The organism is Sandarakinorhabdus sp. (assembly GCF_040398665.1).
Lineage (GTDB): Bacteria > Pseudomonadota > Alphaproteobacteria > Sphingomonadales > Sphingomonadaceae > Sandarakinorhabdus.
In genome coordinates this window covers 341,572-357,533 of sequence record NZ_JBBATQ010000002.1, presented here as the reverse complement: position 1 = coordinate 357,533, position 15,962 = coordinate 341,572, and the positions used below count along the sequence as shown (strand labels likewise).

The window sequence follows — 15,962 nt, the reverse complement described above, 5'->3', positions numbered from 1 at the left end:
CCCCGGATCGTTGTTTGCTGATTGCTGTTAGCATGCGCTTCAGTGGTTTTGCAGCCCAAGCATTCTGGTATTGTGGATAGGTGCGGAATTTCGTAAAGTTACAGTTGTGGTAATCCTGCTCTCCTTTCGACAGATGTTGATGCGCGCAGCGTTGCCGGCGTCGTGCCTGCTGGTGGGCGGCTATTTCGCGTTCCACGCCGTCAATGGCCCGACTGGATACAGCGCGTGGCGCGAATACAAGGTGCAGCGCGCGAAGCTCGACACGGCGGTGGACAACAGCAAGGAACAGAAGGTCGCCCTGCAGCGCCAGTTGGCCTTGCTCAACCCGCGCGCCGTCAACCCCGATCTGGCCGACGAACTGGTGCGCCGCAACCTGGACATGATCCGCCCCGATGAAGTGGTGGTACCGCTGCCGATCGAACCCGGCACCGCGCCGACAGCGGGCGCACCGGCAGCCCGCTAACCAATTCGGTTCGCGGTCCAAAATCGCTGCTTGTCTCCCCAGGGTGCGACATTCATGCTCACCTGAATTGTGGGGCGGTCGTTGCTGCCCATTTGATGAAGGGTGACCGATTTGGCACGCAGCGCCGGCCGCAAGGCAGATTCCGCCCCCCCAGCAGCAAACTGGCCACGCCCGGAAGAACCCGAACGGTTCGTGGCCAGTGCCGAACAATATCTTGCCATGTACCGGGAGATGGTGCTGATCCGCCGTTTCGAGGAACGCGCCGGGCAGTTGTACGGCATGGGCCAGATCGGCGGCTTCTGTCACCTCTACATCGGCCAGGAGGCCGTGGTGGTCGGCATGCAGGCCGAGCTGCAGAAGGGCGACTCCATCATCACCGGCTATCGCGATCACGGCCATATGCTGGCGTGCGGCATCCCGGCGCGCGCGGTGATGGCGGAATTGACCGGGCGCGCCGCCGGCATCAGCGGCGGCAAGGGCGGTTCCATGCACATGTTCAGCGTGGAGCATGGCTTTTATGGCGGGCACGGGATCGTCGCGGCGCAGGTGCCGCTGGGCACCGGGCTGGCGTTTGCCCACAAATACAAGGGCGACGGCCATATCGCCGTGACCTATTTTGGCGACGGCGCGTCCAACCAGGGCCAGGTGTATGAAAGCTTCAACATGGCGGAGCTGTGGTCGCTGCCGGTGATCTTCATCATCGAAAACAACCAGTACGCGATGGGCACATCGGTGAACCGCGCCAGTTCCGAAGACCAGTTGTACCGCCGCGGTGAAAGTTTCCGCGTGCCCGGCCTGCAGGTGGACGGCATGGACGTGCTGGCCGTGCGCGGCGCCGCGAAGGCGGCAGCGGAATGGGTGCGCGATGGCAAGGGGCCGTTGCTGCTGGAAATGAAGACCTATCGTTATCGCGGCCATTCGATGAGCGACCCAGCCAAATATCGCAGCCGTGAAGAAGTGCAGGCGATGCGCGAGAACAGCGATCCGATCGAGCGGCTGAAGAAGGAATTGCTCGAAGCTGGCCACGCCGATGAGGCAGCCTTGAAAGCCATCGACCGCGAAGTGCGCGACGAGGTGGCCGATGCTGCCGATTTCGCGCTCGATGCGCCGGAACCGGATCTGGCCGAACTCCACACCGACGTGCTGCTGGGACGCTACTGATGCCAAAGATCAATCTTCCCGCCATGTCGCCGACCATGGAGGAGGGCACACTCGCCAAATGGCTGGTCGCCGTGGGCGATGTGGTGAAACCCGGCGACGTGATCGCCGAGATCGAGACCGACAAGGCGACCATGGAACTGGAAGCCGACGATGGCGGCACGGTGACCGCGCTGCTGGTGGCGGCGGGCAGTGAGGGCGTCAAGGTCGGTACGCCGATCATTGATATTGCCGGGGAGGATGATCTTCCTGCTCCCCTCCCGCTTGCGGGAGGGGCCGGGAGTGGGCCGGCGGCCGGCGCACCAACTGTGGAGCAGGTTCCAACGCCCAATCCCCACCCCCAACCCCTCCCGCAGGCGGGAGGGGAGCCGGTTGTGCTGGAATCCCCCGCCGGCCCAACCAAACGCCAGACCGTGCGCGAAGCCTTGCGCGACGCCATGGCCGAGGAAATGCGCACCGATGAGCGCGTCTTCGTGATGGGCGAGGAGGTCGCCGAATATCAAGGCGCCTACAAGGTGACGCAAGGGTTGCTCGCCGAATTCGGCGACAAGCGGGTCATCGACACGCCGATCACCGAATATGGCTTTGCCGGCCTGGGCGCCGGCGCGGCCATGGGCGGGTTGAAGCCGATTGTCGAGTTCATGACCTTCAACTTCGCCATGCAGGCCATCGATCACATCATCAACAGCGCGGCGAAAACGCTCTACATGTCGGGCGGGCAGATGCGTTGCCCCATCGTGTTCCGCGGCCCCAACGGCGCCGCGGCGCGGGTGGGCGCGCAGCACAGCCAGAATTATGGCCCCTGGTATGCCAGCGTCCCCGGCCTGATCGTGATTGCGCCCTATAGTGCCGATGATGCCAAGGGCCTGCTCAAGGCCGCCATCCGCAGCCCGGATCCGGTGGTGTTCCTGGAAAACGAGCTGCTCTATGGCCAGAGCTTCGATGTGCCCGAAGGTGATCATGTCGTGCCGATCGGCAAGGCGCGCACGATGCGGGCCGGCAAGGATGTGACGCTGGTCAGCTACTCGATCGGCGTGGGCGTGGCGTTGCAGGCTGCCGAAACGCTGGCCGCCGATGGCATCGAGGCCGAAGTGATCGACCTCAGAACCCTGCGTCCGCTCGACCGGGCGGCGGTGCTGGCGTCCTTGAAGAAAACCAACCGCATGGTGGTGGTGGAAGAAGGCTGGCCAACCTGCGGCATCGCGTCGGAGATCATGGCGATCTGCATGGAGGACGGCTTCGATGATCTCGATGCGCCGGTGCTGCGCGTCACCAATGTCGATGTGCCGTTGCCCTATGCCGCCAATCTGGAGAAGGCGGCGCTGTTGAAGGCCGAGGATGTCGTCGCCGCCGCCCGCACCGTTTGCTACAGGTAAGTCATGGCCGAACAAACCCGCATCGCCGTGATGATCGACGGCAGTTATTTCAACCGCGTGTCGAATTATTACAAGTTCGAACACCATACCGGCCGGCGCGTGTCCATGACCGGTCTGCTGGATTTGATCCGCGCCGCCACTGCCGACATGGAAGATGTGCCGCGCGCCCGCGCCCGTGTGGTGGCGGCGCATTATTTCCGCGGCCGTTACACATTGCGCGATCTGGAAGACCGGGCGCGCAGCCCCAATTTCGTCGAGGAATCGCTGCGCAACGACCGGGTATTTGATCAGATATTGGCGGCCAGCAACATCACATCGCATTACACCCGCATCGACACCATCGCCGATCCGCCCAAGGAACAGGGCATCGATGTCTGGCTGGCGCTGGAAGCGTTCGATCTGGCGGTGAGCGACCGCTGCGACGTGGTGGCGCTGGTGGCCGGCGATGGCGATTTCGTGCCGTTGGTGAAGAAGATCAACGCCATCGGCAAGCGCGCGCTGGTGGTGGCCTGGGGCATGAAATCCGAAACCGGCACCGAAGTGCGCTATTCCGCCAGCCTGGCCGGCACCGCCGCCTATTTCCTCGACATGGCCGACCTGATCGACAACCCGCGCGGTGACGAACAGCTCGATCTGGTTGACCAGCTGTTTGTGGACAATTGATCATGACCATCGATGTCACCATGCCCGCCCTGTCGCCAACCATGGAGGTCGGCACGCTGGCGAAATGGCATGTGAAGCCGGGTGATCTGCTGAAATCCGGCGACATCATCGCGGAGATCGAAACGGACAAGGCGACCATGGAAGTGGAGGCGGTCGATGAAGGCACAGTGGCCGAACTGCTGGTGGCCGAAGGCACGGAGAATGTGCCGGTGGGGGCGGTGATCATGCGTCTGGACGGGGAAGGGGAGGCGTCTCCGAAGGCGGCACCTGCGCCAAACCCCACCCCCAGCCCCTCCCGCGAGCGGGAGGGGAGCAGTTCGACCCCGGCGGCGGCGCCCGCTCCACCCGCACAACCTACTCCCCTCCCGCCTGCGGGAGGGGCTGGGGGTGGGCCTTCGGGATCGCGCACCATCGCCACACCGCTCGCGCGCCGGGTTGCCGAACAACAGGGCATCGACCTTTCAGCCATCAAAGGCACCGGACCCAACAACCGCATCATCCGTGCCGATGTGGACGCCGCAATCACCTCTCCACCAAAGGTTTCTGGAGCGGGAGAGGACGAAAGACGCGCGGAGCGCGGCCCGGGAGAGGGGGCGCCCGTGCCAACCCCGGCACCAACCGCGCCGCCAGCGCCGAAACCCGCCGCGCCGCCGCCCACCACCGATATCCCGCACACACTCGAAAAGCTTGGGCCAGTCCGCAAGGTCATCGCCCGCCGCCTCACCGAAGCCAAGCAGACGGTGCCACACATCTATCTCACCCTCGACGTCGAACTCGACGCGCTCCTGAAACTGCGCGCCGATCTCAACAAGGCGCTGGAACCGCGCGGGGTGAAACTCAGCGTCAACGATCTCGTCATCAAGGCGCTGGCGCTGGCGCTCAGGCAGGTGCCGAAATGCAATGTCAGCTTCGCCGGTGACAATCTGCTCGTCTATGATCGCGCCGATATCTCGGTCGCCGTCGCCGCGCCCTCCGGCCTGATCACGCCGATCATCAACGGGGCCGACACGAAATCCGTCAGCGTCATCTCCAGCGAGATGAAGGCGCTCGCCGAAAAGGCCCGCGCCGGCAAATTGCAGCCGCATGAATATCAGGGCGGCACGGCGTCACTGTCCAACCTGGGCATGTTCGGCATCAAGCAGTTCGACGCGGTGATCAACCCGCCGCAGGCGATGATCCTGGCGGTCGGCGCCGGCGAAAAACGCGCTGTGGTGAAGGGCGACGCGTTGGCGATCGCGACGGTAATGACGATCACCGGCAGCTTCGACCATCGCGCCATCGACGGCGCGGATGGGGCGGCGCTGATGGGCGCGGTGAAGGGCTTGATCGAAAGCCCGTTGGGGCTGGTGGCGTGACAAACCCCTCACCCCGCTCGCCTGCGGCGAGTCGCCCTCTCCCGCGAGGGGAGAGGGGAAGGAAAGCCTCATGACCCACGATCTCCTCATCCTCGGCTCAGGCCCCGGCGGCTATGTTGCCGCCATCCGCGCGAGCCAACTCGGCCTCAAGGTCGCCATCATCGAGCGCGAACGCTTGGGCGGCATCTGCCTGAACTGGGGCTGCATCCCGACCAAGGCGCTGCTGCGGACCAGCGAGATCTATCACTATATCACCCACGCTGACGCCTATGGCCTGAGCGTGGAGAAGCCGAGCTTCGACCTGAAGAAGGTCACCGACCGCAGCCGCAAGGTGGCGGCGCAACTCAACAGCGGTGTCAAATCGCTGATGAAGAAGCACAAGATCGAGGTCATTGAAGGGCAGGGGCGGCTGACCAGCGCCACCAGCATCGCCGTCACCACCGCCAGCGGCACCCGCGACCTCTCGGCAAAGAACATCATCATCGCCACCGGCGCCCGCGCCCGCGATCTGCCGGGTGTCGAAGCGGACGGCAACCGCATCTGGACCTATCGCCACGCCATGGTGCCGCCCGCCATGCCGACGAGGTTGCTGGTGATCGGTTCCGGCGCGATCGGGGTGGAATTCGCCAGCTTCTACAGCGACATGGGCGCCAAGGTGACCGTGGTCGAAATGCTCGACCGCATCCTGCCGGTGGAGGATGCGGACGTTTCAGCCCATGTGCAGAAGGCGCTGACCAAACAGGGCATGGCCATCATCACCGGCGCGAAGGTCAGCGACGTCAGCCCCGGCCCCGATGGCGTTACGGCCACCATCACCACCGCCGACGGCAAGGCCGCGACCGAGCACTACAGCCATGTCATCGTCGCCATCGGCATCCTGCCCAACACGCAAGATATCGGCCTGGAGGCGCTGAATATCGCCACCAACCGCGGCCATATCACCACCGATCCGATGTGCCAGACCAATGTGCCGGGCCTCTATGCCATCGGCGACGTCACCGGCCCACCCTGGCTGGCGCACAAGGCCAGCCACGAAGGCATCATCGCGGTCGAACATATCGCTGGCGGCCATCCGCACGCCATGGACGTGGGCCTGATCCCCGGCTGCACCTATGCCCGCCCGCAAGTCGCCAGCATCGGCCTGACCGAAGCCAAGGCCAAGGCTGCCGGGCACACGGTGCGCGTCGGCAAATTCCCGTTCATCGGCAACGGCAAGGCCATCGCGCTCGGCGAAGCGGAAGGCTTCGTGAAGACCGTGTTCGATGCCACCACCGGGCAATTGCTGGGCGCACACATGGTTGGCGCCGAAGTCACGGAGCTGATCCAGGGCTATGCCATCGCCATGGGCCTGGAAACCACCGAAGCGGAATTGATGCACACCATCTTCCCGCATCCGACGCTCAGTGAAATGATGCACGAAAGTGTGCTGGACGCCTACGGCCGCGCCATCCATTTCTGATGCTGCTGGCCGCCGTCTTGCTGTTGGCGGGGCAATCCACAGGCGGCTCGGCGGCGCTGCTGCCGCGGGGGTGGAGCGCGCTGTGCCCGCCCAAAACGCGCCCTGATGAAATTGTCGTTTGCACCAATCGCGATCCGCCGCCGTCGCCGTATCGCGCGCCGATCGCCATCCCGCGCGAGATTGGCGAGCGCGGCACCGCCAGCGTTTCGGCGGAACGCAACCGGCTGCTGGGGCCGGACGCCGGCACCGTCGGCACCTGTTCCGGCATCGGCCCCTCCGGCCCGTTCGGCTGCAGTTATCAGCGCTTCAAGGACAATGTGAACCAGGCCGCCGGCAGCCGTGATCCGCGCGGCCGTGTGTATGAACGCGTGCCGCAATAGGGTGCGTCAGACTGCCGCACTGTCACATGACAAAAAAGCAATGATGGCGCTTGAATACCAAATCGATATATTCCTATATCTTGCTCAACGGCCGAGCGAAGCGGCAACTGCCCTTGCCGCCAGCCTGGCCGCTGCGGGCGTATCGGGTACCTACCCAGTGGGCACCCGGTGCGTCCGTTTCCATCCGAAGGCCGCGATGAGGCCGCGACGTGCGGCCACGGCATCGGACCCCGTCGTCACACCGCCGCAAGGCGGGGCGCGCTGGCGTCATCCCATTCGACATGCACGGCTTCGAACTTGCCGGTGTCGTGGTTCAGCACCTTCAACACCCCTTCGGCAATGTCGAACAAGGCGCCCTGCAGATGCAGGGTGCCGGCGGCTTCGGCTTCGTTGACGAACGGGAAGGTGCGCAGATTGTCGATGGACAGGCGGATGGCCGCCAATTCCAGTGCCGCACAGGCATCGATGTCCGGCGACAGTTGCGCGGCAGCGCGGATGGTGTCGCGCGCTGGGGCGATCAGGCTCATCCAGCGGTCGATGAAACCGCCTTCGCCCATGGGGGCATCATCGAATGTGCCTTCCAGGCTGGCCTTGATGCCACCGCAACGTGCGTGGCCCAGCACCACGATGTGATGCACCTTCAATTGCGTGACCGCATATTCGATGGCTGCCGATGTGCTGTGTTGGGCATTGTCCCGATCACAGGGCGGCACCAGATTGGCGACATTGCGCACGACGAACATCTGGCCGGGTTCGGTGTCGAAGATGCGGGTGGGATCAACCCGGCTGTCGCAACAGGAAATCACCAGCACACCCGGCGCCTGGCCCTTGTCGGCAAGGGCGTCATAACGGCGGCGCTGTTCCTGATAAGCGCCGGTGCGGAACCGGGCATAGCCTTCGATCAGGGCCTTGAAAGCGGGCATGTTCATCCTCGTTCGCATTGTTGCAGAAACGCCATGCTAATCCGGCATGGCTGCTGCGTCACGGGGGAAACTTGGCATTCGTATTGCTGCGCGCTAGGCCTGTCGCATGAATGATCCCGTGTTGAGTCTGCCGCTGCAACGCAAGCCCGATTGGATCCGCGTCCGCGCGCCTACCGGGAAGGCGCACGCCGAAACCCGCGCGTTGATGCGCCGGTTGAAACTGAACACCGTTTGCGAGGAAGCAGCCTGCCCCAACATCGGCGAATGCTGGAGCCAGAAACACGCCACGGTGATGATCCTGGGCGACACCTGCACGCGCGCCTGCGCCTTCTGCAACGTCAAGACCGGCATGCCGGCGATGGTCGATGCGGCCGAACCCGGCCATGTCGCCGAAGCCGCCGCGGCGCTGGGCCTCGAACATATCGTCATCACTTCGGTGGACCGCGATGATCTGCCCGATGGCGGCGCCAGCCAGTTCGTCAAGGTGATCCAGGAACTGCGCCGCATGTCGCCCGGCACCACCATCGAGATCCTCACCCCGGATTTCCGCAACAAGATGGACCGCGCCGTCGAGATGATCGTGGAAGCCGGGCCGGATGTGTACAACCACAATCTGGAAACCGTGCCGCGCCTGTATCCGACCATCCGGCCCGGCGCGCGCTATTATCATTCGCTGCGCCTGCTGGACAAGGTGAAGGGCCTTTCACCCACGGTCTTCACCAAATCCGGGCTGATGGTGGGCCTGGGGGAAACCGCGCCGGAACTGCATCAGGTGTTTGACGACATGCGGTCGGCCGGGGTCGATTTCCTCACGGTTGGCCAATATCTGCAACCAACGCCGCGCCATGCCAAGGTGATGGAATATGTGCCGCCCGCCGCCTTTCAGGCCTTGTCCGCCGTGGCACGGTCGAAGGGCTTCCTGCTGGTCGCTGCCTCGCCGCTCACCCGCTCCAGCTATCACGCCGGGCGCGACTTTGCCGAGATGCAGGCGCGCCGCCGGGCGCAGGTTGCCAAGATCAGGCAAGATTCCGGGCGCTGATGCCGAAGCACCATGAAATCCGCCGGCTGCCGTGGTCGGCCGCCGAGATGTTCGATCTGGTCGCCGATATCGGCCGTTATCCGGAGTTTCTGCCGTGGGTGCAGGGCATGCGGGTCGGGCCGGCGCGGGACGGGGTTGTGCAGGCCGATATGGTGGTGGGCTTCCGCTTCATCCGCGAACGCTTCACCAGCCGGGTGACGCTGAACCGGCCGGCTCACATCCATGTCGATTATCTCGATGGCCCGATGAAGCATCTGTTCAACGACTGGCGGTTCAGCGAAGTGCCGGGTGGCGGCTGCGAAATTGATTTCAAGGTGGATTTCGAATTCCGCAACAAGGCGTTCGAGCGGTTGGCTGGCCTGTTCTTCACCCAGGCGTTCGAGCGGATGGTGGCGGCGTTCGTGACGCGGGCTGGCGCGCTGTACGGACCGCGGGGGTAGGGCGCGGCCGTTCTCAAGAGAAACCAGTCATCCTGAACTTGTTTCAGGATGACGTGTGCTGTTCTGGGTGGCGCGTCCTCAAGGCCGCAGCAATTCCAGCGCGACCAGCGCCGCCTGCCGGCGCACTTCGGCTCGGCCCAGATCGCCGAACTGGCGGGTGTCGGCCACCACGGCTTCCGGGTCCTCGCCGCGCACGGCACGGGCGAACACCACCAGGCCCACCGGCTTGCCGGGCGTGGCGCCGCCTGGCCCGGCGATCCCGGTGATCGACACGGCGATATCGGCGCCGCTACGCTCCAGCGCGCCGCGCGCCATCGCCCAGGCTGTCGCCACCGACACCGCGCCGAACGTGCCCAGCACATCCTCCGACACGCCGAGCATGTCCATCTTGGCCGCGTTGGAATAGGTGATGAAACCGCGATCGAACACGTCGGACGAGCCCGCAATCTCGGTCAGCGCTGCCGCCACCAGCCCGCCAGTACAGCTTTCGGCCGTGGCCACCGTGCGCCCGGCAGCGCGGTTTTCGGCGAGCACTGTTTCGGCGAGCGCTGTGAGTTCGGGGTTCATTGTTCGGGCAACCGCACGCTGGCCATCGCCTGCGCGGCCACGCCTTCCTGCCGGCCGGTGAAGCCCAATTTCTCGGTGGTGGTGGCTTTGACGCTCACACGATCCACTGCCAGCCCCAGGATTTCGGCAATCCGCGCCCGCATCGCTTCGCGGTGCGGGCCGATCTTGGGCCGTTCACAGATCAGTGTGATATCGACATGATCGATGATGCCGCCGCGTGCCCGCACCAGGGTGGCGGCATGGGCCAGGAACTGGTCCGACGCGGCGCCGCGCCAGCGTTCGTCGCTGGGCGGGAAATGATCGCCGATGTCGCCGGCCGCGATGGTGCCGAGCAGCGCATCGGTGAGCGCGTGCAAGCCAGCATCGGCATCGCTGTGGCCGATCAGCCCGGCATCATGGGCTACCCGAACCCCGCACAGCCAGACATGATCGCCCGGCCCAAAGCGGTGCACATCGAAACCGGAGGCGGCGCGGGAGCTATGGATCGTCATCGCCGCCGCTTTGGCAAAATCATCCGGCTCCGTCACCTTGAAAGCGCGTTCATCTCCGCAAGTGATCGCCACCGTCAGGCCAGCGCTGAGCGCAATCGCCACCTCATCCGTTGCACCCGGCGCTGCCGCCCGATGCGCCGCCAGCAACGGCCCATAACGAAACGCCTGCGGGGTCTGCACCCGCCACAACCCGTCACGATCGACGCTGCCTGAAAAGCGCCCGTCCGCGCCGCGGCGCAAACTGTCGACCTGGGGCAGGGCCGGGCAGGCGCCGTCCACCGCTGGATCATCAAATGCCGCGACCAGCGCAGCGATCACGCTGCCGGGCACGAAGGCGCGCGCTGCATCATGCACCAGCACCACATCGGGCGGATCGCCCTCAAGCGCCTCCAGCCCGGCCAGCACGCTCGCCTGCCGCGTCGCGCCGCCGGCGACAGGCTCGGGCAGGGCGAGGCCCGCCACCGCCGCATCATAGAGCGCGCGGCCGTCCGGATTGATCACCACCGTTACACCCGCATGCCCCAGCAACCCCTGCACGGCATGGCGCAGCAGCGGTTGCCCGTTCACGTTGCGATACTGCTTGGGCACGCCGCCGCCGGCCCTGATCCCGGAGCCTGCCGCGACGATGATAGCGTGAATGCGCATGGCCGCGTGCTTAGGCCGGCATCGCCTTGTCGAAAAGGCCCTTTGTGGGCTATGGGCGCGCCAGCATGAGCCTGATCGCCCCCATCCACATCGGCCCCAACCGCATCGACGCGCCCGTCATCCTGGCGCCGATGACCGGTGTGACCGACATGCCGTTCCGCACACTGGTGAAGCGCTTCGGGGCGGGGTTGACCGTCACCGAGATGATCGCATCCGAAGCGATGATCCGCGAAACGCGGCAGAGCCTGCAAAAGGCCGCCTGGCACGCATCGGAAGAGCCGGTTTCAATGCAGCTTGCCGGCTGCGAGCCCGATCGCATGGCCGATGCCGCCAAGCTGAACGAGCAGAAGGGCGCAGCGATCATCGACATCAACATGGGCTGCCCGGTGAAGAAGGTGGTCAACGGCCACGCCGGATCATCGTTGATGCGCGATCTGCCGCTGGCCACGCGGCTGATCCGCGCCACGGTGCGCGCCGTCGAATTGCCGGTGACCCTGAAGATGCGCATGGGCTGGGATCACAACAGCCTCAATGCCCCCGAACTGGCACGCATCGCCGAAGGGGAAGGCGTGCAACTGATCACCGTCCACGGCCGCACCCGCAACCAGCTTTACAGTGGCCATGCCGATTGGGCTTATGTGGCGCAGGTGAAAAATGCCGTGCGCCTGCCGGTGATCGTCAATGGCGATATCTGTTCGATCGATGATGCGCGCACCGCGCTGGCGCAAAGCGGTGCCGATGGCGTGATGATCGGCCGCGGCGCCTATGGCCGGCCGTGGCTGATCGGCCAGGTGATGGCGGCGCTGACCGGTCGCGACGTGCCCGCCGATCCGACGCTGGAACAGCAGCACGCGCTGGTGCGCGAACATTATGGCCTGATGCTCGATCTTTATGGGCCGTTGAATGGCGTCAATCTCGCCCGCAAGCATCTGGGCTGGTACACCAAGGGCCTGCACGACAGCGCGCAGTTCCGCAACGCGGTCAACCAGATCACCGATGCGCAGGTTGCGCTTGGCATGATCGACCGCTTCTATGCGGCGCAGGCGCAACTGCCGGAGCTGCGCGCCGCAGCCTGATGCCGTTCCACGCCCGCCCCGCAAAGGGGGAGGGCGCTTGTTCAGGCACCTGTCGCACAGGCGCAACGCTGCGGCGACTGGGTGTGTTCCCGGCGCAACAGTTTGGCCTTATACATCGTCACAGTGACGGCTGATTCGACTCCATCCCACCGCACCGCACGGCCCCGTCGCCGTGCCATGGCCATGCGCCTGCGCAGGCAGTGGCGGCGCTTGTCCCGCTCGCGCAGCATCTACCCGCGGCTCGAACTGGCTGCGGCCATCGCCACCATCGTGCTCGGCTGGTCGAGCTATGCCTATCTGACCGGGCGCGGCCTGCCGGCCAATGGCGCGTCGCAATCGCTGGTGGGCCTGCTGCTGGTCGCCAGCCTGGTGCCGGCGATGCTGCTGATCGTGCTGATCGGTCGCCGTGTCGCCATCCTGATCACCAACCGGCGCCGTGGCCTGGCCGGCGCGCGGCTGCACTTGCGGCTGGTGGCGCTGTTCTCGGCGATTGCGGCGGTGCCGACACTGCTGGTGGTGGCGTTTGCCTCGCTGTTGTTCCAGTTCGGCGTGCAGTTCTGGTTCTCCGATCGGGTGAAAACCATCCTCGATGGCTCCAATCAGGTCGCGCAGGCCTATGTGGAGGAAAACCGCAGGCGCATCGCCGATGATATCGTGGTCATGGCCGCCGACGTCGCATCCTATGGCCGCGATTTCGGCGAGGGCAGCGCGCTGTATCGCCGTGGCCTCGATTTCCAGGTCGCCGGCCGCACCCTCACCGAAGCCGCGGTGGTGCATCGCGATGCCGGTGGCCTGGCGCTGATCGCGGTCAGCAAGGCGACCCCGGCTGAAGCGCTGCGCCATATCGCCAACATGCGCCTCGACCGCGCCGTCAACGCGCCGGTCACGCTGATCGGTACCGGGGCCGACCGGGTGGAGGCCGCTGTTGCCGTGCCCGCCAACCCCGGCACCTTCCTGTATGTCAGCCGCAAGGTCGATCCTGCCGTGCTGGCCCGCGCCCGGCAGGCGGCCAGCGCGCTGGGTGATTATAATCTGCTGATGGAACGCGGCCGCACCATGCAGTTGCGTTTCAATCTGGTGCTGATGGCGGTGTCATTGCTCACCCTCATTGTCGCCATCTGGTTCGCACTGTGGCTGGCAAACCGGCTGGTGGAGCCCATCGCCCGACTGGTATTCGCCGCCGAGCGGGTGGGGGCAGGCGATCTGGATGCGCGCGTGCCGGTAGGCGGGGCGGCCGACGAGATCGGCGCGCTGGAGCGCGCCTTCAACCGCATGACCGGACAGTTGAAAACCCAGCAAACCGCGCTGTTGTCGGCCAATGATGAACTCGACACGCGTCGCCGGTTTACCGAAACCGTGCTTGCCGGCGTGTCGGCCGGGGTGATGTCGATTGCCCCCGAAGGCATCATCCGCGTCGCCAACGCCTCGGCCGCCGCCTTGCTGGCGGTGCCGCACCGGGCCATGCGCGGGCAATATCTGCAGGATGTCGCGCCGGAACTGGCCGAATTGCTCGATGCCGCGCGGCAGACAGGCGATGCCGCCGGCCAGGTGCGTATCCAGCGCGGGACCGAAACCCAGACGCTGGCGGTGCGCATCGGCGCGGCTGCAGAGGGCAGCCGGATCGGCGCCGATGATGGTTATGTGCTCACCTTCGACGATATCACCGCGCAGCTTGCCGATCAGCGCCGCGCCGCCTGGGCCGATGTCGCCCGGCGCATCGCGCACGAGATCAAGAATCCGCTCACCCCGATCAGCCTGGCCGCCGAGCGCTTGCAGCGCAAATTCGGCCGCCAGATCAGCGAGGATGCCGAAATCTTCACCACGTTGACCGGCACCATCGTCCGCCAGGTTGGCGATCTGCGGCGCATGGTCGATGAATTTTCGGAATTCGCCCGCCTGCCCAAACCGGTGTTCGCGCCCGAACCGCTCGATCGCATCCTGCGTCAGGCGCTGGTGTTGCAGGAGGTGGCCTTTCCCGCCATCCGCTTCAGCCTTGATGTCGCCGCCGATACAACGCTGGCCTGTGCCACGCTCGTCTGTGACCGCCAGCAACTGGCACGGGCGCTGACCAACCTGATCAAGAACGCCGCCGAAAGCGTGACCGCCCGCACCGAACGCGATGCGCAGGCCGGCTTGCCCGAACGCCCCGGCGAAATCGCGATCCGGGTCACGACCGACGATGATCAGGCCGGCATCGCCATTGCCGACAATGGCCTCGGCTTCCCGGCGGAAGACCGGGCCCGCCTGCTCGAACCCTATGTCACCACCCGGGCGCGCGGCACCGGCCTTGGCCTCGCCATCGCTGCCAAGATCATCGAAGAACATGGCGGCACGCTTGAACTCTCGGACAATCCGGTGCCCGCAGGGTCCGCCGTGCCCCCCGGCGCGCTGGTGGTGGCGCGCATCAGCCGCGCGCTGCTCGCGACGCCCCAGAACAGCGCAGCGCCCCCCGCCACTGCCACCACCGCCCCCACCACCATTTCCGCATGAACAGGACTGCCCATGGCCCTTGATATCCTGATCGTCGATGATGAAGCCGATATCCGGGATCTCGTGGCCGGTGTGCTTGGCGATGAGGGCTTTGAAACCCGCGTCGCTGCCAATAGCGATGGCGCGCTGGCGGCGATCGCCGAACGCCGGCCCAGCCTGGTCATCCTGGATGTCTGGCTGCAGGGCTCGACGATGGATGGCATCGAGCTGCTCGATGTGATCAAGACCCGCGATCCCGGCTTGCCGGTGGTGGTGATTTCCGGCCACGGCACGCTCGATACCGCGGTCGCCGCCATCAAGCGCGGCGCCTATGATTATATCGAAAAACCGTTTCAGGCCGAACAATTGCTGCTGGTGGTGCGCCGCGCCACCGAAACCGAACGGCTGCGCCGCGAATATGAGGCGTTGAAGGAGCGGGTTGGTTATGATGCCGAATTGACCGGCACGTCGCCACAGATCAACCAGGTGCGCGCCACATTGCGCCGCGTGGCCGCCACCGGCAGCCGTGTGCTGATCACCGGCCCGGCCGGCAGCGGCAAGGAAGTCGCCGCGCGCCTGCTGCACCAGTGGAGCCCACGCGTCGCAGCGCCGTTCGTTGTCGTCTCGGCCGCACGCATGACGCCGGATACCGTCGAGGAGGCGCTGTTCGGAATCGAGACCGCTGGCGACCGCATCCGCGCCGGCCTGCTCGAACAGGCGCATGGCGGCACGCTGTTTCTGGATGATGTGGCGGACATGCCAGCCACCACCCAGGCCAAGATCCTGCGCGTGCTGACCGAACAGGTGTTCAGCCGCGTTGGCGGGGCGCGCATGGTGCGGGTGGATGTGCGGGTGATTTCCGCCACCAGCCGCGATCTGTCGGCCGAAATCGCGGCGGGGCGCTTCCGCGAGGATCTTTATTACCGGCTGAATGTCGTGCCGGTCAGACTGCCACCCTTGTCGGAACGGCGCGAGGATGTCGCCGAACTTGCCCTGTATTTCCTGGCGCGCTTTGCCGCCGAACGCGGCCTGCCAACACCCGGCATTTCCGAAGATGCACTCGCAGCGCTGCAAACCTATGATTGGCCCGGCAACGTCCGCCAGTTGCGCAACGTCATCGAACGCACGCTGATCCTGGCGCCGGTGAGCATGGCGCAGATCGATATCGACATGCTGCCCCCCGAAGTGACGGCCGAACCGGCGCGGCTGGTGCCCGGCCAGGCGGTACGTTCGATCATGGGAACACCGCTGCGCGAAGCCCGCGAAGCTTTTGAACGTGAATATCTGCGCGCCCAGATCCGGCGCTTTTCCGGCAACATCAGCCGGACCGCCACCTTCATCGGCATGGAACGCAGCGCCCTGCATCGCAAGCTGAAGGCGCTTGGCCTCGCCGACGAACCGGCTGGCGAAGAAGACGCAGATGGGGGCGGGGGATGAATGACCACTGCCATTGCGCCC

The 15,962-nt window shown here is 65.5% G+C and carries 15 protein-coding genes; 12 read left to right on the top strand and 3 right to left on the bottom strand.

The window, feature by feature from the left end:
• Window positions 1-139: 139 nt before the first annotated feature.
• The 7 genes from ABWP22_RS04525 (at window position 140) to ABWP22_RS04495 (ending at window position 6,854) form a co-directional block, all read left to right on the top strand.
• Complete coding sequence (locus ABWP22_RS04525) at window positions 140-463, top strand: FtsB family cell division protein (RefSeq protein ID WP_353198752.1); 324 nt, start codon at window positions 140-142, stop codon at window positions 461-463.
• Between the two features lie 111 nt (window positions 464-574).
• Window positions 575-1,624 (top strand): pyruvate dehydrogenase (acetyl-transferring) E1 component subunit alpha, encoded by a 1,050-nt coding sequence (gene pdhA / locus ABWP22_RS04520; RefSeq protein WP_353198879.1) that lies wholly within the window; start codon window positions 575-577, stop codon window positions 1,622-1,624.
• On the top strand, window positions 1,624-2,997 hold the full coding sequence (locus ABWP22_RS04515) for a pyruvate dehydrogenase complex E1 component subunit beta (protein WP_502951084.1): 1,374 nt from the start codon (window positions 1,624-1,626) through the stop codon (window positions 2,995-2,997). Before pdhA ends, ABWP22_RS04515 begins: the two co-directional genes overlap by 1 nt.
• Before the next feature lie 3 nt (window positions 2,998-3,000).
• The gene (locus ABWP22_RS04510) at window positions 3,001-3,660 is read left to right on the top strand and encodes an NYN domain-containing protein (protein WP_353198751.1); all 660 of its coding nucleotides are present in this window, start codon (window positions 3,001-3,003) and stop codon (window positions 3,658-3,660) included.
• A gap of 2 nt (window positions 3,661-3,662) precedes the next feature.
• Complete coding sequence (locus ABWP22_RS04505) at window positions 3,663-5,015, top strand: pyruvate dehydrogenase complex dihydrolipoamide acetyltransferase (RefSeq protein WP_353198750.1); 1,353 nt, start codon at window positions 3,663-3,665, stop codon at window positions 5,013-5,015.
• A 70-nt stretch (window positions 5,016-5,085) separates the two neighbouring features.
• Window positions 5,086-6,474, top strand: a complete 1,389-nt coding sequence (gene lpdA / locus ABWP22_RS04500; RefSeq protein WP_353198749.1) for a dihydrolipoyl dehydrogenase — start codon at window positions 5,086-5,088, stop codon at window positions 6,472-6,474.
• Window positions 6,474-6,854 carry a hypothetical protein gene (locus ABWP22_RS04495; protein WP_353198748.1) on the top strand — a complete coding sequence of 127 codons (381 nt, stop codon included), beginning with the start codon at window positions 6,474-6,476 and terminating at the stop codon, window positions 6,852-6,854. The genes lpdA and ABWP22_RS04495 overlap by 1 nt, the downstream gene beginning before the upstream one ends.
• A gap of 236 nt (window positions 6,855-7,090) precedes the next feature.
• On the opposite strand, the gene ABWP22_RS04490 is transcribed toward ABWP22_RS04495, so the two are convergent.
• Complete coding sequence (locus tag ABWP22_RS04490; protein ID WP_502951083.1) at window positions 7,091-7,783, bottom strand: carbonic anhydrase; 693 nt, start codon at window positions 7,781-7,783, stop codon at window positions 7,091-7,093.
• 100 nt (window positions 7,784-7,883) lie between these two features.
• Here ABWP22_RS04490 and lipA point away from each other — a divergent pair, with 100 nt between their 5' ends.
• Entirely contained in the window at window positions 7,884-8,816 is a 933-nt protein-coding gene (gene lipA / locus ABWP22_RS04485) for a lipoyl synthase (protein WP_353198747.1), read from the top strand.
• Entirely contained in the window at window positions 8,816-9,256 is a 441-nt protein-coding gene (locus ABWP22_RS04480; RefSeq protein ID WP_353198746.1) for a type II toxin-antitoxin system RatA family toxin, read from the top strand. Before lipA ends, ABWP22_RS04480 begins: the two co-directional genes overlap by 1 nt.
• Window positions 9,257-9,334: 78 nt before the next feature.
• On the opposite strand, the gene ABWP22_RS04475 is transcribed toward ABWP22_RS04480, so the two are convergent.
• Together ABWP22_RS04475 and ABWP22_RS04470 are read right to left on the bottom strand one after the other, a co-directional pair.
• Window positions 9,335-9,823, bottom strand: a complete 489-nt coding sequence (locus tag ABWP22_RS04475; protein ID WP_353198745.1) for a CinA family protein — start codon at window positions 9,821-9,823, stop codon at window positions 9,335-9,337.
• Entirely contained in the window at window positions 9,820-10,959 is a 1,140-nt protein-coding gene (locus ABWP22_RS04470; protein ID WP_353198744.1) for a bifunctional 2-C-methyl-D-erythritol 4-phosphate cytidylyltransferase/2-C-methyl-D-erythritol 2,4-cyclodiphosphate synthase, read from the bottom strand. Before ABWP22_RS04470 ends, ABWP22_RS04475 begins: the two co-directional genes overlap by 4 nt.
• A 65-nt stretch (window positions 10,960-11,024) precedes the next feature.
• Between ABWP22_RS04470 and dusB the strand changes: the two genes are divergently transcribed.
• The 3 genes from dusB to ntrX all read left to right on the top strand — a co-directional run bounded on the left by dusB (window position 11,025) and on the right by ntrX (window position 15,941).
• Window positions 11,025-12,035, top strand: coding sequence for a tRNA dihydrouridine synthase DusB (gene dusB, locus ABWP22_RS04465; RefSeq protein WP_353198743.1), 1,011 nt, complete (start codon window positions 11,025-11,027; stop codon window positions 12,033-12,035).
• Window positions 12,036-12,218: 183 nt separating this feature from the next.
• Entirely contained in the window at window positions 12,219-14,525 is a 2,307-nt protein-coding gene (locus ABWP22_RS04460) for a sensor histidine kinase NtrY-like (protein ID WP_353198742.1), read from the top strand.
• Window positions 14,526-14,537: 12 nt separating this feature from the next.
• Window positions 14,538-15,941: a nitrogen assimilation response regulator NtrX gene (gene ntrX / locus ABWP22_RS04455; RefSeq protein WP_353198741.1), complete on the top strand. Its 1,404-nt coding sequence runs from the start codon at window positions 14,538-14,540 to the stop codon at window positions 15,939-15,941.
• Window positions 15,942-15,962: the final 21 nt, after the last annotated feature.